The following is a 25,709-nucleotide window of genomic DNA, read 5'->3' as shown; positions in this document are numbered from 1 at the left end:
AGGCGCAATTCCGTGCACATCACCACCACAAGGCGAGGAGCAGATCCAGGGTGAGTCTGGAGACGAACATGTCGAACGCCTTCTACGACCCGGAATTGTATTCCCGGAAAATCGGCTACGCCCCGCGCTTCGACCGGGTCTACGCGGACAGGCTCGCGGGAGCGCCCGCCGGTTCGACCGTGATGGAACTCGGGTGCGGCACCGGCGACGTCCTGCTCCCGCTGGCCCGCAACGGGGTCCGCGCCATCGGCGTCGACAGCTCGGCGGACATGCTCGGCCACTTCGAACGCCGTCTCCGCGACGAGCCCACCGCCGTCTCCGAGCGCGTGAGGCTGATCAGGGAGACCCTCCCCGACGTGCCGCCCGCGGGCCCGGTGGACGCGGTCATCCTGCCGAACGACATCGTCTCGCACCTGGTCGACGACGCGGCCGTCGACCGGCTGTTCGCCAACGTCCGCTCCGCCCTCGGCCACGACGGCGTCCTGCTGCTGGACGTGGCCCGGTTCGACGTCGTCGAACTGGGCTCGATCGCCGCCGCACCGCACGGCCTCACCCGCCCCCACGGCTTCTTCCCCTACACGGGCGACCACCACCTCCGGGTCGAGGAGCACCTCACGTACGACAGCGCCTCGGGCGTGGCCGACAGCGTCATGCGGTACGAGGTCCTGGACGCGGACGCCGAGGTCAGGTCGGTCCGGTACCGCAAGCTCCGGCTCCGCCCCAGGCGCACGCGCGAGATCACCCTCGCCCTGCGGCTCGCGGGCTTCGAGGTCACCGACGTCGAGGACGTCGGGCACCTGCTCGGCAAGGGGCCGGGAGAGCCGGGGGACGTCCTGGTCCAGGCCCGACCGGCCCGCCGCTCCTCGACCGTCCCGCACGGGGGAGGCACCCGGTGAACGCCTACGACACCGTGCTGGTGATCTCGCCGCACGCCGACGACGAGGTGCTCGGGTGCGGTGGGCTGCTGGCCCGCCTCGCCACGGCGGGCAGCCGGGTCCACGTGCTCTACCTGTCGGTCGACGGGATGAGCCACTACGGGCTGGCGAACCCGGTCACCTTCCGGGAGAGGACCGCCGAGATCGACCGGGTCGGCAAGCTGCTCGGCTTCGAGCACACCATCGCCTACGGCGACCGGCAGCTCACCGAGCGCCTCGACACCCTGCCCCGGCGGGAACTCGTCGACCTGTTCCAGGACCACGTCGACCGGCTCCGACCCGACCTCCTGCTGCTGCCCAGCGGGGACGACTACGACCAGGACCACGTCGCGACGTTCTCCGCCGCGTTCGCCGCCGCCCGTCCCATCGGCCGCACCTTCGGCAAGTGGCTCGTGCCGCACGTCATGAGCTACGAGATGTCCAAATTGCAGTGGGCGAACAAACCGCTCGCCCTGTCCACCGCATTCATCGACATCAGCGACCACCTGGAAACGAAGCTGGCCGCGTTGCGCGAATACACCAGCCAGCACAGACCGGTTCCCCACATTCGCAGCGAGGAATCGGTGTCGGCTCTCGCCGTGCTGCGCGGCGCCGAAATAGGAGTCCGCTACGCCGAGGCGTTCGAAGTCCACCGGACCCTCCTCTAGTGCCGCGACGGCACCAGGTCCACACCTCAGTCGGCAGTCGGCCGGGCGGAGCCCGGCGGAGGGAGAACCGCACATGGAAGCGGTACGCACCGATCGCGTCGTCGTGGTCGGACTCGGCTACGTCGGCATCCGGATAGCGCACGAGGCGGTCATGGCCGGGCTGTCGGTCCACGGCTACGACACCGACCGCGAACGGGTCGACCTGCTCAACTCCGGTCGCTCCTACGTCGACGACCTGAGCGACCCCGACGTCGCCGCCATGCTGGCCCTGGGGTTCGAGGCGAGTTCCGAACCGGGGGTCCTGGCCTCGGCCACGGCCGTCGTGGTCTGCGTCCCCACCCCCCTGCGCGCCGACCGCACACCCGACCTGGCCGCCGTCCGCACCGCGGCCCGCACGATCGCGCCGTTCCTGCGCGCCGACGTGCTCGTGTCGCTGGAGTCGACGACGTACCCCGGCACCACGGAGGAGGTCTTCCGGCCGTTGCTGGAGACCGGCGGTCTCACCGCGGGCGAGGACTTCTCGCTGGTGTACTCCCCGGAGCGGATCGACCCCGGCAACCGGAGGTTCGGGCTGCGCAACACGCCCAAGATCATCGGCGGGCTCACCCCGCAGTGCGCCGAACACGCGGCGCGGGTCTACGGCAAGATCGTCGACCGCACGGTGTTCACCGCGGGGCCCCGCGAGGCGGAGATGGCCAAGCTGCTGGAGAACACCTACCGCAACGTCAACATCGCGCTGGTCAACGAGCTGGCGATGAGCTGCGAGGCGCTGGGGATCGACGTCTGGGACGTCGTCTCGGCGGCCGCCACGAAACCGTTCGGGTTCGAGAGCTTCCGGCCGGGTCCCGGCGTGGGAGGGCACTGCATCCCGGTCGACCCGCGCTACCTCTCGCACTGGGCGCGCACGTCGGGACGGCGGCTGGGCGTCGTCGAGGCCGCCGACGAGGTGAACACGGGGATGCCCGCCTACCTGGCGGGCAGGCTGGAGCGTTCGCTGCGCGAGCGCGGCCTCCCGCTCCGGGAGGCGTCGGTGCTGCTGCTGGGGGTGACCTACAAGGCGGACATCGCCGACACCCGCGAGACCCCCGCGGCCCCGCTCGTCCGGATCCTGCGGGAGCGCGGCGCCCGTCCGCACTTCCACGACCCGCACCTGTCGGAGTGGTCGGTCGACGGCGTCCCGGTGGCACCGGCCGACCTCGACGGGCAACTGTCCACCATGGACGTCGTCGTGCTGCTCCAGCCCCACGCGGCCTACGACGTCGACGACGTCTGCGCCCGGTCGCGCGCGGTGTTCGACGCGCACGGCGTCTCCAGGTCCCCGAACGCGGTGGCGCTGTGAACGGGCGGCGGACGGACGGGACCCGCGCGCTCGCCGTCTCGGTGGTCATCCCCGCGCACAACAGGTCGACCGCGCTGCGCAACGGTCTGCGCAGCCTGAGGACGCAGACCCTGGCCCGCGACGCGTTCGAGGTCGTGGTCGTCGACGACGGCTCCGAACCACCGCTGTCCGGTGAGGTCTCCGACCTCGTGGACGGCGACCACGTCCGGCTGGTCCGCCACGACTCGGCGCTCGGCGCGGGCGCCGCGCGGAACACCGGTGCGGCGGCGGCGCGCGGCGAACTGCTCGTGTTCCTCGACGTCGACTGCCTGTGCCACCCGGACCTGCTCAGCGCGCACCTCGGGGCGCAGGCGGGCGGCCCGGTCGCGGTCTGCGGCTACGCGGGCGGCCGGGAGACCACGCCCGCGGCGTGGCGGATGGCGCTGGGCGACGACTGGGACTTCGCCGACGCGGAGGCGACGTTCGCCCGTGCCGCGCGGACCCCGGCGCTGCACGACCCGCTCACGGAGCTGCTCGCCGTCCCCCGGCCCGCCGACTGGGCGTTCTTCTGGACCCTCAACGTCAGCGTGCCCAGGTCGGCCTTCGACCTCGTCGGCGGGTTCAACCGCGACTTCGAGGTGAAGGGCTGCGAGGACCTCGAACTGGGCTACCGGCTGGCGAAGGCCGGGTTCCCCACCGTGTTCGCCCCGGACGCGATCACGATCCACCAGCCGCACGAGCGCGACCGCAACGCCGAGGTCGTGCGGGACCGCCGCAACGAGCACGTCCTGGTGCGCGCGTACCCCACCGTCGAGGTGGAGGCGGTGTGCAGCTACGACATCGCGAACTCCCGCGAACTGGTCCCCGCCGTCGAGCGGTTCGCCGAGGGCCTGGTGGCGGAGACGTCGGACTGCGCCCACCTGGGACGGCTGCCCCGGCTGGTCGAGCGCATCGCGGCGAGCGGCCGGGTGCTCCTGGTGGGCGCCCCGGCGGGGTGGCCCGAGCACCTGCGCGGGCACACGACGGTGTGCTACCCGAGCGACGTCGGCCCTCAGCGGCACCTCCGGTTGCTGGGGACCCGGATCCCCGTGGAGGACGGGCACTTCGACCTCGGTGTGCTCACCGACTACTGGCGCCAGTTCCCGGAGCGCACGGTCAGCCGCGTCCTCGCCGAGATGCACCGGACCTGCCGGGACGTGCTCGTCCTGTCGGGGGTGAGCGGCACGCCGGTCGAGCGGCCCGACCAGGACCTCGCCGCGGCGCTGGCCGCCCACGACCACCCGTACTGGGAGTTCACCGTCCGGCTGCGCCGGGAGCTGCACCAGTTCGACCTGGCCGAGTGGGAGCGCGGCGGGCAGGGGACGACGGCGTTCCGCTGCGCCCCGATCGACTGGCCGACCGCCGAGCTCGGCGGGAACACCGCCGTCGCCGTGGAGGAGGGGCCGTGCGCACGCTGGTGACCGGAGGAGCGGGCTTCATCGGCTCCCACCTGACCGAACACCTGCTCCGGGCGGGTGACGAGGTCGTCGTCCTCGACGACCTGAGCACCGGCAGCCCGTCCAACCTGGCCGCCGTGGCGAACCACCCCGGTCTTCGGCTCGTCGTGGGCTCGGTGTGCGACCGGGAGGTGGTGGACCGGTGCGCGCGCGGTGCGGACCGCGTCTTCCACGCCGCCGCGTCGGTGGGCGTGCTCAAGATCCTGGAGAAGCCGCTGCACGGCCTGCGCACCAACGTGCACGGGACCGAGGTCGTGCTCGACGCCGCGCTCCGGCACGGTGCCCCGGTCCTGATCACCTCCACCAGCGAGGTCTACGGCAAGAACACCAGGACCGGCCTGCGCGAGGACGACGACCGCGTGCTGGGCTCGCCGCTCAAGAGCCGCTGGTCCTACGCGGAGGCCAAGGCGGTGGCCGAGTCGATGACCCGCGGCTACGTCACCGAGCACGGGCTGGCCGCGGTCATCGTCAGGCTGTTCAACACCGTGGGGCCGCGGCAGACGGGCCGCTACGGCATGGTGGTGCCCCGCTTCGTCGGGCAGGCGCTCACCGGGCGGCCGCTGACCGTCCACGGCGACGGCCGCCAGGTCCGCTGCTTCTGCCACGTCCTCGACGTGGTCCCCGCGCTGGTGGCGCTGCTGGACGACGAGCGGGCGCACGGTGACGTGTTCAACCTCGGCGGCACCGAGCGGGTGAGCATCGGCGAGCTGGCCGAGCGCGTGATCGCGGCCACCGGCTCGACGAGCGACGTCGTCCACCTGAGCTACGAGCAGGCCTACGGCGAGGGGTTCGAGGACATGCGCCGCCGCGTCCCCGACTCCTCCAAGGCGTTGGCGCGGATCGGTTTCCGCCCCCGACGCGACCTGGACGACGTCATCGCCGACGTCGCCGACCACTGGAAGACCCGCCTGGAGGTCGAACATGCGTGACCGGACTCGGAGGACGACGGAGAGCGCGGACTTCTTCTCGACGTACGGCTTCGTCGTCCTGAGGAACCTGCTGGACGGGGAGGAGGTCGCCCGGCTGCGCGCCGAGGTGCTCGAAGCACTGTCCGCCAACTACGAACTGCCCTCCGAACAGGTGGTGGAGGCGAGCGGCACCGCGGGCTTCTACCTGCCGATGACGGGGCCGAGGACGCCCGTGAGCCGGGCGCTGCTCGCGGACCCGAGGATCATGGACGCGGCCAGGGGCTTCCTCGGCCGGGACGTGCTCCCCAAGCCCGCCAAGGGAATCCTCTACCGGGACGCGTCGAGCTGGCACGCGGACTCCTCCGACCGCGAGCTGAGGGCCGTCAAGGTCGTCGCCTACCTCGACCCGCTCGACGCCGGTACCGGCGCGCTGCGGGTGCTGCCGGGGTCGCACCACGCGGACGTCGGCGAGGCGCTGCGGGCGCACCGGGCGAACAACCCACCCGGCGCGCCCGTGCTCGACGAGGAGCTGGAGTCGGCGCTGTGGCCGGGACTGGCGCTCGACTCCACGCCCGGCGACGTCATCGCCTTCGACGTCAACCTCTGGCACGCGAGCCTGTCGGGCCGCGACCGCCTCCAGTGGAGCGCGTCCTACGCGGCCGTCCCCCGCGACGACCGGGAGACGGCCGCGGTCCGCGACTACGTCGTCTCCTTCCTCGGCGCGGGCCACGAGTACGACACCGAGCACTACCCCTACTTCGACCCGGACTGGTCGCGCCCCGACGCGCCGTCCTACGCCCGAGCCCTGACCCGGATCTGCGCTCCCGCCTGACGGGTTCGGCGCGCGAGCAGAACAGGAGGTGACCACCGTGTCCGGCTACTACGGCAAGAGGTTCCGCGACGAGCTGGAGGCCGCGGTCGCCGAGGCCTACGCCGACGAGCTGGGGGCGACCGAGGTCACCCCTCGGGACGGGTTCGGGGCGCTCGGCGGGCACGCGACCGCCGCGTCCAGGGTGGCCGACAGGGTTCGGCGGGTCACCGGTGCCCCGGTGACCGCCCGGTCGGTGGTCGAGCACGACACCGTCGAGCGGGTCGCGGCCCACCTGCGCTCCCTGGCCCCGGTGGACAGCTGCGTGCAGCTGCCCGCCGGAGCCGTCCCCGGCGCGGTCAACCTGTTCTACTTCCACTCCGCGTCGGGCAACGCGTTCGCGATCAGGACCCTGCGCAAGCACCTGCCCGTCCAGTTGGCCGGGGTCCGGGCGGCGGGACTGCACGGCGAGCGCGACGTGCCGAGGACCATCGACGAGTTCGCCACGATCTACCTGGAGCAGGTCCTGCGGGTGCAGCCGGACGGGCCGTACCTGCTGTGCGGCTTCTCCACGGGCGGCACCATCGCCTTCGAGATCGCGTGCAGGCTCAGGAGGTCCGGGGCGCGGGTCGGCCTGCTCGCCATGTTCGACAGCCAGCCGCCCGACCCGGCGGTCCTGTCCAGGCTGGGGTCGGAGGAGGACCTCAAGCGGGGCAGGCTGCGGGAGCTGCTGCGCCGGGTGGGCGACACCTCCGACGCCGAGGTGTCCCCCGGCGACGCGGGTGTGGTGGAGGCGCTGCGGCGCTCGCACGCGCTGGCCGAGGAGATGGACGCCGAGACCCTCGAACGCCAACTGCTGGTCTTCGCGCGCACCCTGCGGGCCGACTGCCTGTACGAGCCGGGCCACTACGACGGCGAGGTGCACTACTTCGCCGCGGACACCCCGGTCGAGCTGGTGCCCGCCTGGCGCCCCCACGTGGGTGCCCTGCACCTGCACGACATCGACGCCGAGCACTACGAGTACGCGATCTTCGCCGACCAGGGGTTCCGCACGACCTTCGCGGCGCTGGTGGACGAGGCGCTGGCCGGGAGGACTGACGCCGGATGACCGACAACGGTGCACGAGCCGAGAACCACGACCGCAACATCGCCGAGTTCGAGCGCAGGGCCGTGGTGCTGACGAGCAAACCGAGGGTGCTGTTCATCGAGTTGACCGAGAACTGCAACCTGTCCTGCCCGATGTGCCGGTCGGCGGGCCCCTTCCTGCCCTCCCGCAACATGAGCGTGGAGCTGTTCGACCGGGTGGCCGAGGAGCTGTTCCCCACCGCCGAGATCGTCGACCTGCGCGGCTGGGGTGAGAGCACCATCCTCAAGCGGTTCCCCGATTTCGTCGACAAGACCCTGGCCCACGGCTGCCGGATCCGCCTCGTCACCAACCTCACCGTGCCCAACGAGGAGCTGTGGCGGAAGCTGGTGCGCGGCGGGGCGCTGATCGCGGTGTCGTTCGACGCCGGGGAACCGGAGACCTTCGAGGTGCTCCGCAAGGGCGCCAAGTTCGACGTCGTCCTGCGCAACCTGCGGATCCTCGCCGACGAGGCGCGGGTGAGCGGTGTCGGCACGGACGGCATCCACCTCAACGTCGTGGTGCAGCCCGCCGCCCTGCCGGAGTTGACCCGGATCGTGCGCGTGGCCGCCGACCTCGGGATCAAGGTCCAGCTCAACCCGCTGACGACCTCCGAGGACGATCCGGACAACCTGGTCCACCACCGGGAGAGGATGCTGACCGAGCTGACCAGGATGGCCGAGGCCGCGCGGGCGCAGGACGTGACCGTCCAGGTCAACGCCTCGCTGGACCCGCTGTGGGCGGACGACCACCACGCGGACAAGACCTGCACCCACCCGTGGATGTACTGCTACGTCAACCACCGGGGCCAGGTCGGCTTCTGCGACCACCTCATCGGCGCTCCCGCCGAGCAGCACCTGCTCGGCGACCTCACCACCACGAGCTTCGACGACATCTGGAACGGACCCGCCTACCAGCGGCTGCGCGCGGCGCACGGCCGGGGCCGCGAGGCGCTGTCCGAGCGGTTCGAGGAGTGCGAGTGGTGCTACCACAACAGGTACGTCGACTTCGACGAGACCTCCTACGAGCCCTACCGGGCGCACCAGGTGCGGCTGACGCCCGCCCTGTGCGCGGGTTTCACGCCCGCACCGTCGCGAAAGGTCCCCTCCCGCCTCACCCTGCCCCTGGCGGTGGTGCCCACGGGCAACGGCAACCGCAGCAAGGAGAACCCGTGAACGAGCAGAACGTCCCGGTGCCCGCCGACCGCCGTTGGCCGAGGTGGCCGGAGACCGACGAGTGGTCGGTGCAGGCCGTGGGCGGCGCGCTGCTCAGCGGCAGGCTCGCCGTCAGCGGTGCCCGCAGCACGTGGGCGTCGCGCAACGTCGCCGCCGCGAGGGCGCTGGCCGACCGCGCCGGGCGCGAGCACTGCGTGCTCACCACCAGCGGCTCCAGCGCGATCCTGGTCGCGCTCCAGGCGCTCGGCGTCGGTCCGGGCGACGTCGTGCTGATGCCCGCGACCACGTGGGTCAGCTGCGCGACCTCGGTGCTCAGGGTCGGGGCCACGCCCGCCTTCTACGACGCCGACGAGGAATCCCCCTGCCTGGTGGGGGAAACGCCGATCGAGTCGCCGGCCGTGGTGCTCGCGATCCACCTCTACGCCCAGCACGCCGACGTCGACGCGCTCCGGGCGCGCTTCCCCGACTCGCTGATCGTCGAGGACGCCTCGCACAGCCAGCTCTCGCTCACCGCGGACGGCCGCCGCATCGGCGGCCTCGGCGACGTCAGCATCATGAGCCTCCAGGCGACCAAGGTGCTCACCAGCGGTGAGGGCGGTGCCGTGCTCACCGACGACGAGGAGGTGGCAGCGCGGGCGGAGTCGCTCGTCATGGACTCCCGCAGGCGCGCGGAGCTGCCCGCCGAGTCGGCCGCCAACGAGCTGGAGCCCGCGTTCCTGCTGCACGGCGCCAACCACTCCGTGTCGGAGGTGTCGGCGGCCCTGCTGCTCGACCAGCTCGACCGGCTGCCCGCGCAGGCCGCGCTGCGGTCGCGGGCCGCCCTCAGGTTCGTCAACCGGCTCGCGGCCGAGGGCTGGCACTGCCCCTCCGACGACTGGGCGCTGCGGTCGGGCAACTTCTACGGCCTCGCGGTCCGCGTCCCCGACGGCTCGGGCACTCCCGAGCAGGTGGTCGCGCGGGTCGCGGAGGCGACCGGCCTGACGTTGGACCGGGTGTACCCACCGGTGCCGGAGGGTCCGCTGTACCGACCGGGAACGGTCAAGCAGTACTCGGGGATCGGGCACCTCGCCGCACCCACCAAGCGCTCACGCCAGTGGCACGAGACCCACGTCGTCGTGCCCCACCACGCCTTCCTGGCGCTGGACGACCAGCTCGACGCCCTCGCCGCCGCGCTGACGGGCGCCTCCGCGCCGACGCGGGCCGTCGCCCGGCGCCCCTCGATCGAGGTCGTGGTCGTCACCAAGGGCGACCGCCCCTCGCTGGAGGCCGCGCTGGCGGGCGTCGCCGCGCAGCGGGTCGACGCCGACGTGCGGGTCACGGTCTGGTGGGACGGCCCGGCACCTCGCGACCACACCGCGGTGCTGGGCCGCCCCGAACTCCGGGTGATCACCGTGGACACCGGGCGGGTGCTGCCGGAGGCGCCGTTCGAGCGGATCGCCGCACTGCGCCAGCTCGCCGCGCAGACCTGCGACGCCGACTACACCGCCTTCCTCGACGACGACAACGTCTGGGCGCCCGACCACCTGGCCAGCCTGCTGGCGCTGGCGTCGCGGGACCTGCCCGCCGTGCACTCGTGGCGCACGCTGGTCGGCTCCGACAGCCGACCGGTGGCGGTCGACCGGTTCCCGTGGCTGCCACCGGGTCGGGAGGCGGTGGACCGCTGGCGGTCGCTCCAGCGGGCGGGCGTCGTGGACGCCGGGGGCACCGTCGTCCGGGACGACGTCCGGGCGGGCATGGTCGACATGGGCGCGTGGCTGTTCGACACCCGGCTGCTGCGGCTGCTGCGGTTCAGCCGCCCGCGCACCCCGGACGAGGTCGCCGCGCGGCTCGGCGAGGACGACGTCGTCCTCGAACAGCTCGACCGGCTCGGCGTGCCGACCGCGTGCACGGGGCTGCCGTCGCTGCGCTACCGCCTCGGCGGCATGTCCAATCCCGAGCACGCCGCGATCTGAGGGGTGGCACGTGGGTCCGCACGACGCTTCGCACCTGGTGCCGCTGGACGGCGCCGGGTGGCACGTGTGGCGGGACTTCGTCCTGCGCAGCGCCGGTTTCCCCGCCGCCGACGTGCTGCTGCTCGGCGACCCCGAGCTGGCCGCGTCCGCCGAGCGGTCGTGGCGGTCCGCCGACGACCTGGCCGGGTTCCGGCTGGAGTGGGAGCGGTGGCAGCGGGAGCTGGACCGACGGCTGCGGGCGCTGGCCGCCGACCCGCGCTTCCGGGAGGCCGTCGCCTGGCAGAACCCCGCGGTGGTGCGCAACGCGCTGGACGGCGTGCGCTCCCGCCGCGTCCCCGGCAGGCGCCCCGACCAGAGGCACGTCCTGGCGATGGCCAACTACCTCCAGCGCTACACCACCAAGAACGACACCATCGGGTTCTTCGGGCCCGCGACCTGGGCGACGCTGACCGACGACGAGGCCGTGGTGCGGCTGCGCCCCGGTGCGGACCTGGTGACGGACCGGACGCTGTACTTCGAGGTCTGGGCCGTCGACGCGCTCGCCGCCCGCCTGTCGGAGCACCCCGACGTCCAGCCGTGGCTGGTACCGCGCCCGGTCGGCGGCTGCTGGCTGGACGGCGACGTCCTGCGCAGGCCGCACGGGGACCCGGTGCGCCTGAGCCCCGGCCACGCCGCGCTGCTGCGCGCCTGCGACGGCACCAGGACCGTTCGCGACCTGGGTGCGGACGCGCTGCCGACGCTGCTGGGGTGGCGGGACGGCGAACTCGTGCACCTCACCCTCGAAGGTCCGGTGGAGGCGCACCCGGAGCGGACCCTGCGCGCCAAGCTGGCGCTGATCGGCGATCCGGTGACGCGGCGGTGGGCACTGGGCCAGCTCGACGAACTGGTGCGGGCCCGCGACACCGCCGCCGCCGCGGCGGGCGACGCGGACGAGGTGCTGGCGGCGGTCGCCGACCTGGGCGAGACCTTCCACCGCCTCACCGGACGGGACGCGACCCGGCGCCACGGCGAGTCCTACGCGGGCCGGGGGCTCGTCTACGAGGACTCGCGCCGGGCGGTCGACCTGGAACTGGGCCTGCCGGTGCGGCGGGCCGTCGGCGCACCGCTCGGGCTCCTCGCCGACAGCGCCCGCTGGCTGGTCGCCCGCGCGGCCCGCGACTACCTCGACCTGCTGGACCGGCTGTTCGACTCGTGCCTGGCCCACGACGGCGGGACCTCGGTGCCGCTCGCACGGCTGCTCGGGGTGGCCACGCCCCACCTGGTGGTCCGATCAGGACCGCCGCGCCCGGTCGCCGCCGCCGTGGCGGAGTTCCAGGAGAGGTGGGCGCGCGTCCTGGCCGTACCGCCCGGTGTGCGCGAGCACCGGGTTCAGGCAGACCGGATCGCCGAGCGGGTGGCCGAGCTGTTCCCCGCCTCCCCGCCGCCGTGGTCGTCCGCCCGCTACGTCGCCCCCGACCTGATGATCGCCGCCGACGGGCTCGACGCCCTGCGGCGCGGGGAGTTCACGGTCGTGCTCGGCGAACTGCACCTCGCGACCAACACCACCGAGAGCAGGATGTTCGTCGAACGGCACCCCGACCGCGCCGCGCTGCTGGCCGCGAGCGAGCAGGACCACGCGGGCCGCCGGATCTACTCCGTGCCCACCAAGGACTGGCCGCAGGTCAACTCCAGGGTCTACCCGGCGGCGCTGCTGTCGGAGCGGTTCCGCTACTGGTGCCTGCACGACGACGACAGCGGCGCCCCCGGCCCGGTGGTGCCGTCCGCCGCGCTGGAGGTGCACCGCGAGGCCGGGCGGCTCGTCGTGCGCTCCCGGCGCGGGGACGGCGACTTCGACCTGCTGGAACTGCTGGGCGAGCAGCTGTCGGCCGCCGTGGTCGACGCCTTCCGGCCGCTGCCGCCCGCCCCGCACCGGCCGAGGATCTCGATCGACCGGCTGGTGCTGGCCAGGGAGACCTGGTCGTTCCCGCCCGCCGAGATCGGGTGGGCGACGGCGAAGCAGCCGGTGGACCGGTTCCGCGGCGCCCAGCGCTGGAGGGCCGAGCACGGCCTGCCGAGGCTCGCCTTCTACCGGGTGCGCGGGGAACGCAAGCCGATCTTCCTCGACTTCACCTCCGGTCCGCTGGTCGACCGGTTCGCCAAGGCGGTGCGCCAGGCGGGCGGCCTGCCGAGGCCCGAGCCGGTGACGGTCGCGGAGATGCTGCCCGACCTGTCGCAGAACTGGCTGGAGGACGCCACCGGGGCCGGTTACACCTCCGAACTCCGGATGGTGCTCGTGGACGACGGGGAGGCCGTGGCATGAGCGCGGAGATCGCGATCGACGTCCGGGCGCTGTCGAAGTCCTTCGTGGTGACCGAACGGGAACCCGGCCTGCGGGCCGCCGTGGGGAACCTGGTGCGGCGCAGGACCCGCACCGTCCACGCCGTCGAGGACGTCACCCTGACCGTGGCGCGCGGCGAGGTGGTCGGCTTCCTCGGTGCCAACGGCGCGGGCAAGACCACGGTGCTGAAGATGCTCTCCGGCCTGCTGCACCCCACCTCGGGTGCGGCGACCGTGCTGGGGCACGTGCCCGCCCGGCGGGAGCGCGAGTACCTGCGCCGGATGGCGCTCGTGATGGGCAACCGCCACCAGTTGCAGTGGGACCTGCCCGCCTCGGACTCCTACGAGCTCAACCGCGCGATCTACCAGGTCCCCCCGGCGCGGTTCCGGCGCACGCGCGAGGAACTGGTGGAGCTGCTGGAGATCGGGGACCTGATCAGGAAACCGGTGCGCACGCTGTCGTTGGGCGAGCGGATGAAGGCGGAGCTGGTCGGTTCGCTGCTGCACCGGCCGGAGGTGCTGTTCCTCGACGAACCCACGCTCGGGCTGGACGTGACGATGCAGAAGCGGGTGCGGTCCTTCGTCGCCGAGTACAGCAGGCGCCACGGCGCCACCGTCCTGCTCACCAGCCACTACATGGCCGACGTGCAGGCGCTGTGCAGGCGGGTGGTGGTGATCCACCGCGGCGGGCTGCTGTTCGACGGCGACCTGTCCGCGCTGGGCGAGGAGTTCGCCGCACACCGGGAGATCGAGGCGACGCTCGACGAGGTGGACCCCGACCTTCGGGGCTGCGGTCAGGTGCTCTCCTCCGAAGGGGGGCGCGTCCGGCTGCGGGTGCCCCGCGCGACCGCGCCCGCCGCCATCGCGAAGCTGCTGTCCGAGCACAACGTCCTCGACCTGACCGTGGAGGCGCCGCCCGTCGAGGACGTCATCGGGCAGGTCTTCTCCTCCGGGACCGCGGGCGCGGTGGCGGAGGTGCCGCGATGACGGTGGTGCGGGAGCGTCCGGCGGCGAGGCTGCGAGCGCTGGCGGACTTCTACGTCCAGGCGGGCAAGCTCTCCGCCGTCCAGCACTTCAGCTACCGGGCGGCCAACTACCTGTTCCTGGTCGGCATGCTCGCGGAACCGGTGATCTACCTCGTGGTGTGGCGGACCGTCGCCGAGGCCAAGGGCGGCAGCGTGGGCGGCTACACCGCGGGGTCGCTGGCGGCCTACTACATCCTGTGGACCCTGGTCCGGAACATGAACCTGGTCTACGCGCCCCCCGGTTTCGAGTGGCGCATCGCCAGCGGCCGGATGTCGGGACGGCTCCTGCTGCCGGTGCACCCCGTCCACCACGACCTCGCCGGGTTCGCCGGGGCCAAGGTCGTCTGGATCGTGCTGTGGCTGCCGATCGCGGCGCTGCTGACGTGGGTGTTCGAGCCGACGATCGACGTCCGCCCGGTGCAGGTGGCGGTGTTCCTGGTCGCGATCTGGGGCGCGTTCGTCATCCGGTCGCTGCTGCTGTGGCTGCTCGGCCTCGTCACGTTCTGGACCACCCGCGCCAGCGCGCTGTTCGAGCTGTACCTGGTGTTCGAACTCCTGCTGTCGGGACGGCTCGTGCCACTGGCCCTGCTGCCCGACTGGGCGCGGTCGGTCGCCGACCACCTGCCGTTCAAGTGGACGTTCGGCTTCCCCATCGACTCGCTGGTGAGCAGCCGGTCCACCGCGTGGCTGCTCGGCGGCCTCGCCGCGCAGGCGCTGTGGATCGCGGTCGGCGCGGCGGCGGTGGCCGTGGTGTGGAAGCGGGCCGTGCGCCGGTACGCGGGGGTGGGCGCGTGATGGCCGGGCTGGTGTGGCGGTTCCTCCGCGTCCAGGTGCTCAACGAGGTCCAGTACCGCGCGAACTTCCTGGCGCGCCTGCTGAACTCCGCGCTGTCGCTGGTCACCGGCGCCGCCGTGCTCGCGCTGGTGTTCGGGGAGGTCGACCGGCTCAACGGCTGGACCTCCCAGCAGCTGCTGGTGGTGATGGGCGTGTTCACCATGATGAACGGCTTCGTGCAGATGGTGGTGATGCCCGCGGCGCTCAAGCTGCTCACCGACATCCAGGACGGCGACCTCGACCACGTGCTGACCAAACCGGCCGACGCGCAGCTGGTGGTCAGCGTCCGCGCGGTGCGGCTGTGGCAGGGGCTCGACCTGCTCACCGGTGCCGGGGTGGTCGCGGTCGCCGTGGTGTGGCTCGGCGACGGCGTCGCCCCGCTCGCCCTGGTCGCGTTCGCGGTGTCGCTGGTGCTGGGCGCGGTGCTCGTCCACAGCTTCCTGATGATCGTCACCACCACGGCGTTCTGGTTCGTGCGGCTGGACAACGTCGCCGAGCTGTTCTCCGGGGTGTACCAGGCGGCGCGCTGGCCGGTGGGCCTCTACCCCGGCTGGCTGCGGGTGGGCCTGACCTTCCTGGTGCCGATCGGCCTGGCCGTCACCGTCCCCGCCGAGGCGCTCACGTCCCGGCTGACGCTCCAGTCCCTCGCGACCCAGGCCGCGCTGGCGGTCGCGCTCGCGCTCGCGTCCAGGGCTCTCTGGAGGGCCGGGCTGCGCCGCTACTCCGGGGCCTCCGCCTGACCACGACCGTCCCGACCCGACAGGGAGAACCCGATGGACATCAGCCTGTTCTACTTCGCCGACGACGCCTCGGGCGACGACCGAGGGCGGTACGACCTGCTGCTGGACGGCGCCCGCTTCGCCGACGAGGCGGGGCTGACGGCGGTCTGGACGCCCGAGCGCCACTTCCACCGGTTCGGCGGCCTGTACTCCAACTCGGCGATCACCGGCGCGGCCGTGGCGTCGGTGACGAAGAGGATCGGGGTCAGGGCGGGCAGCGTCGTGCTGCCGCTGCACGATCCGATCCGGGTGGCCGAGGAGTGGTCGATGGTCGACAACCTCTCCGACGGCCGGGCCGCGGTGGCCTTCGCCTCCGGCTGGCACGCGGTGGACTTCCTGCTGCACCCCGACCCCACCCGCGCCTACGCCGACCGGCGGGCGCTGTTGGCCGAGCACGTCGAGGTGGTGCGCGCGCTGTGGGCGGGGAACAGCATCACCAGGACCGACGGCAGCGGCGGGACGTCCACGGTGCGGATCTTCCCGACCCCCGTGCAGCCGGAACTGCCCTTCTGGATCACCAGTTCCGGCAACCCCGAGACGTTCCGCACCGCGGGCAGGCTCGGCGGGAACCTGCTCACCCACGTGCTCGGCCAGCGACCGGCCGTGCTGGCCCGCAACATCGGCGTCTACCGGGACGCCCTGCGCGCCGCGCACGGACCCGACGCGCGCGGCCACGTGACCCTGATGCTGCACACCTACCTGGGCACGTCCGACGACCAGGTCCTGGAGGAGGTCCGCGAGCCGTTCAGCCGCTACCTGGCCAGCTCGCTGGACCTGACCACCCGCTCCGGTCCGACCACGGAGGGCATCGACGAGGTGAGCGAGGCCGACGCGGAGGCGCTGGTGCGGCGCGCCTTCGACCGCTACTCGAGGGAGAGCGGGCTGTTCGGGTCCCTGGCCACGGCGCACCGCGCGGTGAGCGCGTTCGCGGAGGCGGGCGTGGACGAGATCGCGTGCCTCGTCGACTTCGGCGTCGACCGGAAGTCGGTGCTGCGGGGCATGGACCACCTCGGGGAACTCGTCGCCGACCTGCGCTGACCGCCGGACCGACCAGAAGGGGAACGCCTCATGGACCACAACACCTCAGCCCGGTCGCTGCACCGGCTCGTCGAGGACTCCGCCGCCCGCACGCCGGACGCGGTCGCGGTCGTCACGCCCGACCGCACCCTGACCTACCGCGAGCTCGACGGGCTGGCCGAGGCCGTGGCCGTCGGGCTGCGGCCGGTCGTCGGCCGGGACGAACTCGTCGCGGTCGCCCTGCGCAAGGGGTGGGAGCAGGTCGTCGCGGTGCTCGGCGTCCTCAAGTCGGGAGCCGCCTACCTGCCCGTCGACCCCGGCCTGCCCGAGGCCCGGCTGCGCCAGGTCCTGGAACTGGCGCGGTGCCGGATCGCGCTCACCCGGCCCGGTCTGCTCTGCGGGCTGACCGGCGTGGAGCAGTCCTTCGTGGACGAACGGCTGACCGCGGTGGCGGGCCCGCCCTCCCCCGACCTCCCAGGGGACCTGGCCTACGTCATGTTCACCTCGGGGTCCACCGGTGTGCCCAAGGGCGTGATGATCGAGCACGGCGGCGTCACCGAGACGGTGCTGGAGGTCGACCGCAGGTTCGGGGTCGGGCCCGCCGACCGGACCCTCGGCCTGTCGTCGCTGAGCTTCGACCTGTCCGTCTACGACGTCTTCGGGCCGCTGGCCGTCGGCGGCGCGGTCGTGCTGCCCGACGCCGACGCCGCGGGCGATCCCGAGCACTGGGTCGAGTCGATGCTGCGGCACGGGGTCTCCGTGTGGCACAGCGTGCCCGCGCTGATGGGGATGCTCCTGACCTGGCTGGAGGACACCGGGACGCCCGCGCCCCCGGCGCTGCGGCTGGTCATCCTGACCGGTGACTGGATCCCCGTCGACCTGCCGGACCGGATCCGCGCGCACTTCCCGGACGCCACCCTGGTCAGCATGGGCGGATCCACCGAGGACTCCATCTACTCGCTGGTCCACGTCATCGACGAGGTCGACCCGACCTGGACCAGCATCCCCTACGGCGTCCCGCTGCCGGGTGAGGGCTGCCTCGTGCTCGACGACGACCTGCGGCCGGTGCCGGACGGCCTGACCGGTGAGCTGTGCATCACCGGTACCGGGTTGGCGAGGGGCTACTGGCGCGATCCCGAGCGCACCGCGGCGAGCTTCCCGACCCGCCCCGACACCGGGGAGCGCCTGTACCGCACCGGGGACCGGGGCCGGGTGATGCCCGACGGCGCGATCGAGTTCCTGGGCAGGGCCGACAACCAGGTGAAGGTCAACGGGTTCCGGATCGAACTGGGCGACGTCGAGGCCGCGCTGCTGGCCTGCCCCGGCGTCCGCGGCGCGGTGGCCGTCGCCACCGGTCCCCGGACCGCGCTGACCGGGCTCACCGCCTTCGTCGTCGCCGAGGACTTCGACCCCGCGCGGGTCGAGGCGCGCCTCGTCGAGCTGCTGCCCGCCTACATGGTGCCCGGTGCCCTCCGCCCGCTGCCCGCGTTCCCGTTGAACGGCAACGGGAAGGTCGACCGCTCCGCGCTGCGCGAGCTGGCCGCCGAGTCCGGTCGGACCGACGACGACGAGCCGCCGAGGCCGGGGGTCGAGCAGCTCGTCGCCGACCTGATCGCGGACCTGGTCGGACGTCCGGTCACCAGCCGCACGGCCCACTTCTTCGACCTGGGCGGCAACTCCCTGCTCTCCGCGCAGGTCGCCACCCGGCTGCGGCGCGTGTTCGACGTGGACGTGCCCACCGGGCTCGCGCTGTCCCACCCCACCGTGGAGCGCATGGCGCTCGCGCTGGGCGGGGCACCCGCGCGTGCGGCGAGCACCGAACCGCCCCTGGTGCCGACGTCCGTCGCGGGCGCGCCGTCGCCGGTGTCGTTCGGGCAGGAGCAGGTCTGGTTCCTCGACCGGCTCGTGGGCGGCAACCGCGCCTACCACTTCCAGTGCGGCGTGCGGTTCACCGGAGACCTGCGGCCGGACCTGGTCCAGCGCGCGCTCACCGAGGTCGTCGCCCGGCACGAGGTCCTGCGCACCACCTTCCACGACTCCCTCGACGGACCGGTGCAGGTCGTGCACCCGCCCACCGAGGTCCCCCTCCCCCTGGAGGACCTCCGCCACCTCCCGGAGTCCGAGCGCGAGGCCGCGCTGGCGCGCGGGCAGCGGGAGGAGATCGCCCGCTCGTTCGACCTGGAGCACGGGCCGCTGATCGTCTGGAAGCTCTACCGCGTCGCCGACGACGACTGGGTGATCACCGAGACCGAGCACCACCTGGTGCACGACGGCTGGTCGGTCGCCGTGCTCTGGCGCGAGGTGTCCGAGCTCTACGGCGCGTGGGTCCGCGGCGCGGAGCCCGCGCTCGCCCCGCTCCCGGTCCAGTTCGCCGACTTCTCGGCCTGGCAGCGGGAGCGCTACCTCGGCGGCAGGCGCGCCGAGGTGCTCCCCTACTGGAAGCGCAAGCTCGCCGGGGTGACGCCGTTCGACCTGGCCGTCAGCCGCCCCCGGCCCGCGAAGCAGACGTTCAGCGGACGGGCGCTGCGCGTCGCGCTGCCCGGACCGCTCTACGCCGGGCTGCGCGAGTTCGCCGCCGCCGAGGGGCTGTCGCTGTTCGTGCTGATGTTCTCGGCGTTCACCCTGCTCATGCACCGCTACAGCGGCGCGCGGGACCTGTGCGTCGGCTCGTGGATGGCGAACCGGGACCGCGTGGAAACCGAGAACCTGATCGGGATGCTCGTCAACATGGTGGGGCTGCGGACCGAGGTCACCGGTGCCGAGTCGTTCCGCGAGCTGGCCTCGCGGACCAGGACCGCGGTGCTCGAAGCGCTGGCCCACCAGGACGCCCCGTTCGAGGACGTGGTGCGCGAGCTGAACCTGCCCCGCGACGCCAGCCGCAACCCGCTGGTGCAGACGTGCTTCAGCTTCCACGACTCCCCCGTGCCGCCCTTCGACTGGCCGGACGCGGTGGGCACGCTCACCGAGTACCACAACGACACCGCCAAGTTCGACGTCAACGTGGTCGTCGTGCCGAGGGCCGAGCAGCTCCGGACCTCGGGGGCTCCCGGTGAGCGGGAGCGGCTCACGCTGATCTGGGAGTACAACACCGACCTGATCGACCCCGACGCCGCCGAGCGCATGGTCGGCCACTTCCAGCGCTTGCTGGCCTCTGCGGTGGACTCGCCGGACGCGCCGGTGGACTCGCTGGACATGCTCGTCGACGCGGACCGGGAGGCGGAGGCGGCCACCGTCCCCGAGGTGTCCGTGGACGAGAGCGGTCCGACCCTGGTCGACCTGTTCCGGGAGCGCGTGGCCGCGCGGCCCGACGCCGTCGCGGTCAGGGCGGGTGACGACGTCCTGACCTACCGGGAGCTGCACGACCGGGCGGCGGGGCTCGCGGGGGCGCTCGCGCGGCGCGGCGTCGAGGTCGGGGACCGGGTGGCGGTGTGCGTGGACAGGTCCTGCGAGCTGGTGGTGGCCCTGCTCGGCACCGCCATGGCGGGTGCGGCGTACGTCCCGCTGGACCACCGCCACCCCCGGTCGCGCAACGACTTCGTGCTCGCCGACGCCGCCGTGGAGGTCGTGGTCACCGAGCGGGCGCTGGCCGGGCTCTTCGACGGCCGGAAGGTCGTCCTGGTCGACGGGAGCGGTGCGGGTGGCCCCGTCGTCACGGCGGTGGGCGGCGACGACCTCGCCTACGTCCTGCACACGTCCGGCTCGACCGGCGACCCCAAGGGCGTGCTGGTGCCGCACGGGGCGCTCTCGCACCTGCTGAGGGCGATGTGCCGCCAGGTCGGGATCACCGAGCGGGACGTCCTGCTCGCCGTCACCACGGCGACGTTCGACATCGCCGCCCTGGAGCTGTTCGCTCCCCTGGTCGCGGGCGCCACGCTCGTCATCGCGCCGACGAGGGTCGTGTCCGACGGCGAGGCGCTGGCCGCGCTGCTCACCGCGTCGCGGGCCACCGTGGCGCAGGCGACCCCGATGACGTGGCGGATGCTCGCCGAGGTCGACTGGCGGCCCGAGGGCGGCTTCACCGCGCTGTGCGGCGGCGAGACCATGCCCGCCGACCTCGCCGCGTGGCTCGCGGGCAGGGTCGACCGGTGCTGGAACCTGTACGGGCCCACCGAGACCACCATCTGGTCCACCGCGTACCGCGTGCGGGGTGACGAGACCGCGGTGCCGATCGGACGGCCTCTGCCCAACACCGAGGTCCGGGTGCTCGACCCCGCCGGGATGCCGACGGCCGTCGGGCTGCCCGGTGAGCTCCACATCGGCGGAGCCGGGCTCGCCGCGGGCTACACCTCGCCCGAGCTGACCGCCGAGCGGTTCGTCGAACTCGCCCCCGGCCTGCGGTTCTACCGGACCGGTGACGTGGTGCGGCGGCGCGCGGACGGCCACCTCCAGTTCCTGCACCGCGTGGACAGCCAGGTGAAGCTGCACGGCTACCGCGTCGAACTGGAGGAGGTCGAGCACGCGCTGCGCTCGCACGACGCCGTCGGGGACTGCGCGGTCGACCTGCGGGGCGATCCGGTGCGCCTGGTCGCCTACGTCGTCCCGAAGCCCGGTGCCGCGCCCGCGAGCGCGGAGCTGACCGCCCACCTGGCCGGACGGCTGCCCGCGTACATGGTCCCGGTGGACTTCGTGCCGCTGCCCCGGATCCCGACCTCGGCCAACGGGAAGACCGACCGCCGCGCGCTGCCCGACCCCGCCCCAGAGCTCCTGGTCGACCAGGAGCCCACCGCCACCGAGGCGCTGTCGGAGCGGGAGGAGGACCTGGCCAGGATCTGGGCCGAGGTGCTGGGGCGCGACCGGGTCGGCGCGCAGGACGACTTCTTCGTCCTCGGCGGGCACTCCCTGCTCGCGCTGCGGCTGGTGTCGAGGATCAAGGCCAGGATGAGCACAGCGATCAGCGTGGACCTGGTGTTCGACCACCCGACCGTCCGCGAGCTGGCGTCCGCGCTCGGCGACGGTGCCCGGTGATCACGACGGCCGTCCACGACGACGTGGCGGCGTTCGCGACCGAGTACCGGCGGCTCGCACCGGACGTCCCGCTGCACGAGTCCGTCGCGTGGCTGCGGTACTGCGACCGGCGGTCCCGGGGGCGCATGCGGTACGTCACGGCCAGGGGTGACCGCGGCGAGCTGCTCGGCCTCACCGCGTTGCGCGCGACCGAGGACGGGTCCCGCGCCTCCGCGAACTACGACGTCGTCGAACTGCTCTGGCCGGGCCCGAACGGCACGCCCCCGGTGCCGGTCGACCGGCTGTACCCGCAGCTGTTCTCAGCGGTCTCCGGGTCGCGCTGCCTGTTCCGGGTCCTGGGCGGTGTCGAGACCGAGGTCCGCGCCGCACTGGCCGCCGCGGCGTCGGCACTGGCCGACGCGGACGGCTCGGTGCTGACGTTCGCCTACCTGCCCGACGGCGCGGTGGTCGAGGAGATCGCGGAGGCGTTGGGGACGCGCGAGCACGCCGTGGTCGGCGCCGACACCGTCCTCGACGTCGAGTGGACGGACTTCGAGGGCTACCTCGCCCGCCGCCCGCGCGGGCGGCGCGGCAGCATCCGCCGGGAGCGCGGGCAGTACCTGGCCTCCGGGCTGACGACCGCCGTGCACGAGTCGACCGCGGTGCTGGGCGAGCGGACCGCGCTGCTCCAGGTGCGGCTGGCGGACAAGTACGGCGTGGCGGCCTCGGTGGAGTCGGTGCTGGAGGACTACCGGGACCTCGCCTCGACGCTGGACGACGACGTGCTGGTGTTCACCGCCGACCGCGACGGCACGGCCGTCGGTGTGTGCGTCTGCCTGCGCGACGGGGACACCCTGCACATCCGCAGCGTGGGCTTCGACTACTCGGCGATCGGCGACGCGTTCGTCTACTTCAACCTGATGTTCTACGAGCCCCTGCTGTGGGGGCTCGACGCGGGCGTGCGCCGGTTCCGCTTCGGGAACGGCGCCTACCGCGCCAAGGAGCTGCGGGGTTGCAGGCTGGAGCCGCTGCACGGCGTGGTGCGGTGGCCCGGCTCTCTCACGGCCGAGTGCGCGGACTCGGTGGCCCGGCGGGAGGTGGACGTCCGCGCGGAGGTCTGGGGTGCCGCACGCGCTCCCGCGTGACGGCGCTCCCGCTCACGGCTGTTCCCGGCACGACTGCACGGAGGTCGCCTTGTCCCAGGGGAAGCAGTACCCCGGTCTCCCGCTGCTGCCCGACCACCCGCTCGGCCGCTCGGCGAGGACCTGCGCCTACCGGTGCGGCAGCGCGTGCGCGCGGGACGAGCCGAACCGGTCGGACAACGAGTACTTCGGCGACGTCGCGGGCGGGGTCCTGTCGCGGCGCGGTCTGCTGCGGGCGGGCGTGGTGCTGGCCGTCGCGGGTGGCGCGGCGCTCCGCACCACCGCCGCGCCTGCCGAGCCCGGCGCGCACCCGTGCGCCCCCGGCGTGGACTTCGAGCCCGTCGCCCCCAACCGCGAGGACGCCGTCGTGGTCCCGGAGGGCTACGTGCAGGAGGTCCTGATCCGCTGGGGCGACCCGGTGCTCCCCGGAGCACCGGAGTGGGACTTCGACAACCAGACCGCGGCCGCGCAGGCGGCGCAGTTCGGGTACAACAACGACTACTGCGCCCTGGTGCCGGTTCCGGGGTGCGACGACCGGTGGCTCATGGTGAACAACCACGAGTACTCGTCCGAGGAGCTGATGTTCCGCGAGTGGGGCTCGCGGCCCCTGACCCGCGAGCAGGCGGAGATCGGCTGGGCAGCCCACGGCATGTCCGTCGTGCTCGTGGAACTCGACCACCGCACCGGCAGGCTCCACGCGAGGGTGGACGGCGAGCACAACCGCCGCATCACGCTGACCACGCCGTTCGAGGTGCGCGGACCGGCCGCCGGGTCGCCGTACCTGACGACCTCGGCCGACCCGACGGGCACGGTGGTGCTGGGCACGCAGAGCAACTGCTCCGGCGGCCTCACGCCCTGGGGCACGGTGCTCTCCGGCGAGGAGAACGTCACCATCGCCTTCGCCAACGCCGACGCGGTCGCCGATCCCGTCGCGAGGTCGCGGCTCGCCCGCTACGGCTTCACCCGCGGAGCGGGCATCCGGCAGTGGGAGCTGTTCGACCAGCGCTTCGACCTGGCGCGGGAACCCAACGAGGCCAACAGGTTCGGGTACGTCGTCGAGGTCGACCCGTTCGAGCCCGACGAGCCGCCCGTCAAGCACACCGCCCTCGGCCGGTTCAAGCACGAGGGCGCCAACGTGATCGTGGCGCGGGACGGGCGCGTGGCCGCGTACATGGGCGACGACGAGCGCTTCGAGTACCTGTACAAGTTCGTCACCGACGGCCGCGTCAAGCCGGGGCGCAGCAGGCACGCCCGCCAGCACAACAAGCGCCTGCTCGACTCCGGCACGCTGTACGTCGCCAGGTTCACCGGCGACAGCCCGGCCGAGGAGGTCGACGGGTCGGGCAGGCCGCCGTCGGACGGCCTGTTCGACGGCAGCGGGGAGTGGATCCCCCTGGCCCACGGCGACAGGTCCTTCGTGCCGGGGTTCTCCGCCGACGAGGTCTACGTCTTCACGCGCGCGGCGGCGGACGCGGTCGGTGCGACCAGGATGGACCGCCCCGAGGACGTCGAACCGCACCCCCGGACCCGCAGGGTCTACGCCGCGCTCACCAACAACACCGACCGGGGCAAGCCGGGCCGGGAGGGCGCCACGGAGGTGTCACCCCGCGTGGGCAACAGGAACGGGCAGGTGCTGGAGATCGAGGAGGCCCTGTCCGACAACACCGCGACCCGCTTCACCTGGCGGCTGCTGCTGGTGTGCGGCGACCCGAGCGCGGCCGACACCTACTACGGCGGGTACGACAAGACCCACGTCAGCCCGATCTCCTGCCCCGACAACGTCACCTTCGACGGCCACGGCAACCTGTGGATCACCACCGACGGCAACGCGCTCGGCTCCAACGACGGGCTGTTCGCCACCCCGCTGGACGGGGCGGAACGCGGCCACGTCCGGCAGTTCCTGACCGTGCCGATCGGCGCGGAGGCCTGCGGACCGGTCGTCGCGGAGCGGTTCGTGCTCGTCTCGGTGCAGCACCCCGGCGAGGTCGACGACGCCACCGTGGAGAACCCGGCCTCGCACTGGCCGGGTGGTGGCACCAGCCAACCCCGACCGGCCGTCGTCGCCGTCTACCGGGCCGACCGCGGCCGGATCGGCGGCTGAGCGGTGGACCACCCCGCCGTTCCCGGACGCGGCCCGCACCCCGCTCGGCACGAGGTGGTGGGATGACGGCCGTGGACGACGACCGGCTCGCGGAGTTCGCGGACCACCTGTGCGCGCACTTCGCGGTCGAACGGCGAGGCCCCCGCAGCATCGTCCCGGCGGGGCGGGGTTCCGTCGGCGTGGTGTGGCGGCTGGAGACCGGCGCGGCGCGCTACGCGGTGAAGGAGTTCCTGTGGGGGCTCCAGGAGTCCGAGGTGGACCGCGAGGTCACGTTCCGGGACCTCACCGCGGACGTCGGAATCCTGTCGCCCGCGAACGTCCCGTCCACCTCCGGCGGCTACCTGGTCCGGCTGCCGCCGGAGCTGGACGGGAAGCTCGTGCGCGTCTACGAGTGGCTCGACGGCACCCCGGTCCGCGCGGGCGAGGTGCCCGACCTGGTCGGCGACGCGCTGGGCCGGATGCACGCGCTGGGCGCTCCTCCCGTCAACGACCCGGACCCGTGGTACTCCACCAGTCCCGACGAGGCGGCCTGGTCGACGGTGGTGGCCGCCGCCGCGCGGGCGGGCGCCGAGTGGACCGCGGACCTGGTGGCCGCCCTGCCTCGGATCCTGGACCTGGCGGCGATCACGGCGGAACCGCCGACGGACGCGCAGCAGCTCCTGCACCTGGACGTGCAGCCGTCGAACCTCCTGGTGGTCGGGGGACGACTCGCCGTGCTCGACTGGGACGGCACCGACACCGGCAGTCCCGAACGGGAGCTGGGCTTCGTGCTCGCGCACTGGCACGCCGTGGACGGGACCGTCGACGCCTCGGGCGCGGCGCGCCTGGTGGAGCGGTACCGGGCCGCGGGTGGCACGGCCCGGCTGCGCGGCCTGTCGTCGTTCGGGATGCGGATCGCCACCCACCTGAACTACGTGCACTGCCAGGCGGAACTGGCGCTGGACACCGACGCGGACGCCGCGACCAGGCGCACGGCGGAGCAACGCACCCGCGACCACCTCGCCCGCCTGCCCCGCCGCGACGACCTCCGCGCGCTGCTCGACCGCGTGGGCTGATCCCCGGCGGCCACGTCACCCCCGTCGACCAGGCGCACCGGCACGGCGCCGGACAACGAGCGGCCGGTGGGGGTCGGGCACCGGAGGCCGACGTGGCGGGGCAGGCGAGTCCGTCCTGCGCGACCGGTCCGAGC

General features: G+C 73.3%; 18 protein-coding genes. All 18 read left to right on the top strand.

Features of this window, described 5'->3' with window-relative positions:
• Positions 1-50 precede the first annotated feature (50 nt).
• Entirely contained in the window at positions 51-896 is an 846-nt protein-coding gene (locus tag AC156L_RS21530) for an SAM-dependent methyltransferase (RefSeq protein WP_330878934.1), read from the top strand.
• Positions 893-1,582 (top strand): PIG-L deacetylase family protein, encoded by a 690-nt coding sequence (locus AC156L_RS21525; RefSeq protein WP_330878935.1) that lies wholly within the window; start codon positions 893-895, stop codon positions 1,580-1,582. Before AC156L_RS21530 ends, AC156L_RS21525 begins: the two co-directional genes overlap by 4 nt.
• Positions 1,583-1,655: 73 nt before the next feature.
• Entirely contained in the window at positions 1,656-2,921 is a 1,266-nt protein-coding gene (locus AC156L_RS21520) for a nucleotide sugar dehydrogenase (RefSeq protein WP_330878936.1), read from the top strand.
• Positions 2,918-4,360, top strand: coding sequence for a glycosyltransferase family 2 protein (locus AC156L_RS21515; protein ID WP_330878937.1), 1,443 nt, complete (start codon positions 2,918-2,920; stop codon positions 4,358-4,360). The genes AC156L_RS21520 and AC156L_RS21515 overlap by 4 nt, the downstream gene beginning before the upstream one ends.
• Complete coding sequence (locus AC156L_RS21510; protein WP_330878938.1) at positions 4,345-5,325, top strand: NAD-dependent epimerase/dehydratase family protein; 981 nt, start codon at positions 4,345-4,347, stop codon at positions 5,323-5,325. The genes AC156L_RS21515 and AC156L_RS21510 overlap by 16 nt, the downstream gene beginning before the upstream one ends.
• Positions 5,318-6,136, top strand: a complete 819-nt coding sequence (locus tag AC156L_RS21505; protein ID WP_330878939.1) for a phytanoyl-CoA dioxygenase family protein — start codon at positions 5,318-5,320, stop codon at positions 6,134-6,136. The genes AC156L_RS21510 and AC156L_RS21505 overlap by 8 nt, the downstream gene beginning before the upstream one ends.
• A gap of 28 nt (positions 6,137-6,164) precedes the next feature.
• The gene (locus tag AC156L_RS21500) at positions 6,165-7,220 is read left to right on the top strand and encodes a thioesterase domain-containing protein (RefSeq protein WP_330878940.1); all 1,056 of its coding nucleotides are present in this window, start codon (positions 6,165-6,167) and stop codon (positions 7,218-7,220) included.
• Positions 7,217-8,410, top strand: a complete 1,194-nt coding sequence (locus AC156L_RS21495; protein WP_330878941.1) for a radical SAM protein — start codon at positions 7,217-7,219, stop codon at positions 8,408-8,410. The genes AC156L_RS21500 and AC156L_RS21495 overlap by 4 nt, the downstream gene beginning before the upstream one ends.
• Positions 8,407-10,362: an aminotransferase class I/II-fold pyridoxal phosphate-dependent enzyme gene (locus AC156L_RS21490; protein WP_330878942.1), complete on the top strand. Its 1,956-nt coding sequence runs from the start codon at positions 8,407-8,409 to the stop codon at positions 10,360-10,362. The genes AC156L_RS21495 and AC156L_RS21490 overlap by 4 nt, the downstream gene beginning before the upstream one ends.
• Positions 10,363-10,372: 10 nt before the next feature.
• Positions 10,373-12,661 (top strand): lantibiotic dehydratase, encoded by a 2,289-nt coding sequence (locus AC156L_RS21485; RefSeq protein ID WP_330878943.1) that lies wholly within the window; start codon positions 10,373-10,375, stop codon positions 12,659-12,661.
• Positions 12,658-13,665 (top strand): ABC transporter ATP-binding protein, encoded by a 1,008-nt coding sequence (locus AC156L_RS21480; protein WP_330878944.1) that lies wholly within the window; start codon positions 12,658-12,660, stop codon positions 13,663-13,665. Before AC156L_RS21485 ends, AC156L_RS21480 begins: the two co-directional genes overlap by 4 nt.
• Positions 13,662-14,498, top strand: a complete 837-nt coding sequence (locus AC156L_RS21475; protein WP_330878945.1) for an ABC transporter permease — start codon at positions 13,662-13,664, stop codon at positions 14,496-14,498. Before AC156L_RS21480 ends, AC156L_RS21475 begins: the two co-directional genes overlap by 4 nt.
• On the top strand, positions 14,498-15,277 hold the full coding sequence (locus AC156L_RS21470) for an ABC transporter permease (RefSeq protein ID WP_330878946.1): 780 nt from the start codon (positions 14,498-14,500) through the stop codon (positions 15,275-15,277). The genes AC156L_RS21475 and AC156L_RS21470 overlap by 1 nt, the downstream gene beginning before the upstream one ends.
• A 33-nt stretch (positions 15,278-15,310) precedes the next feature.
• A complete protein-coding gene (locus tag AC156L_RS21465; RefSeq protein ID WP_330878947.1) occupies positions 15,311-16,354 on the top strand; it encodes a MupA/Atu3671 family FMN-dependent luciferase-like monooxygenase in 1,044 nt (347 codons plus the stop codon).
• Between the two features lie 30 nt (positions 16,355-16,384).
• Positions 16,385-21,298 (top strand): amino acid adenylation domain-containing protein, encoded by a 4,914-nt coding sequence (locus AC156L_RS21460; protein WP_330878948.1) that lies wholly within the window; start codon positions 16,385-16,387, stop codon positions 21,296-21,298.
• Complete coding sequence (locus AC156L_RS21455; protein ID WP_330878949.1) at positions 21,295-22,422, top strand: GNAT family N-acetyltransferase; 1,128 nt, start codon at positions 21,295-21,297, stop codon at positions 22,420-22,422. The genes AC156L_RS21460 and AC156L_RS21455 overlap by 4 nt, the downstream gene beginning before the upstream one ends.
• 49 nt (positions 22,423-22,471) lie before the next feature.
• Positions 22,472-24,520 carry a PhoX family protein gene (locus AC156L_RS21450; protein ID WP_330878950.1) on the top strand — a complete coding sequence of 683 codons (2,049 nt, stop codon included), beginning with the start codon at positions 22,472-22,474 and terminating at the stop codon, positions 24,518-24,520.
• A gap of 62 nt (positions 24,521-24,582) precedes the next feature.
• On the top strand, positions 24,583-25,575 hold the full coding sequence (locus AC156L_RS21445; RefSeq protein ID WP_330878951.1) for a phosphotransferase enzyme family protein: 993 nt from the start codon (positions 24,583-24,585) through the stop codon (positions 25,573-25,575).
• The last annotated feature ends 134 nt before the right edge of the window (positions 25,576-25,709 follow it).

The sequence above is a fragment of the Umezawaea sp. genome (assembly GCF_057122925.1).
The sequence above is the reverse complement of the archived record's forward strand: the minus strand, read 5'-3'. Positions and strand labels throughout refer to the sequence as shown.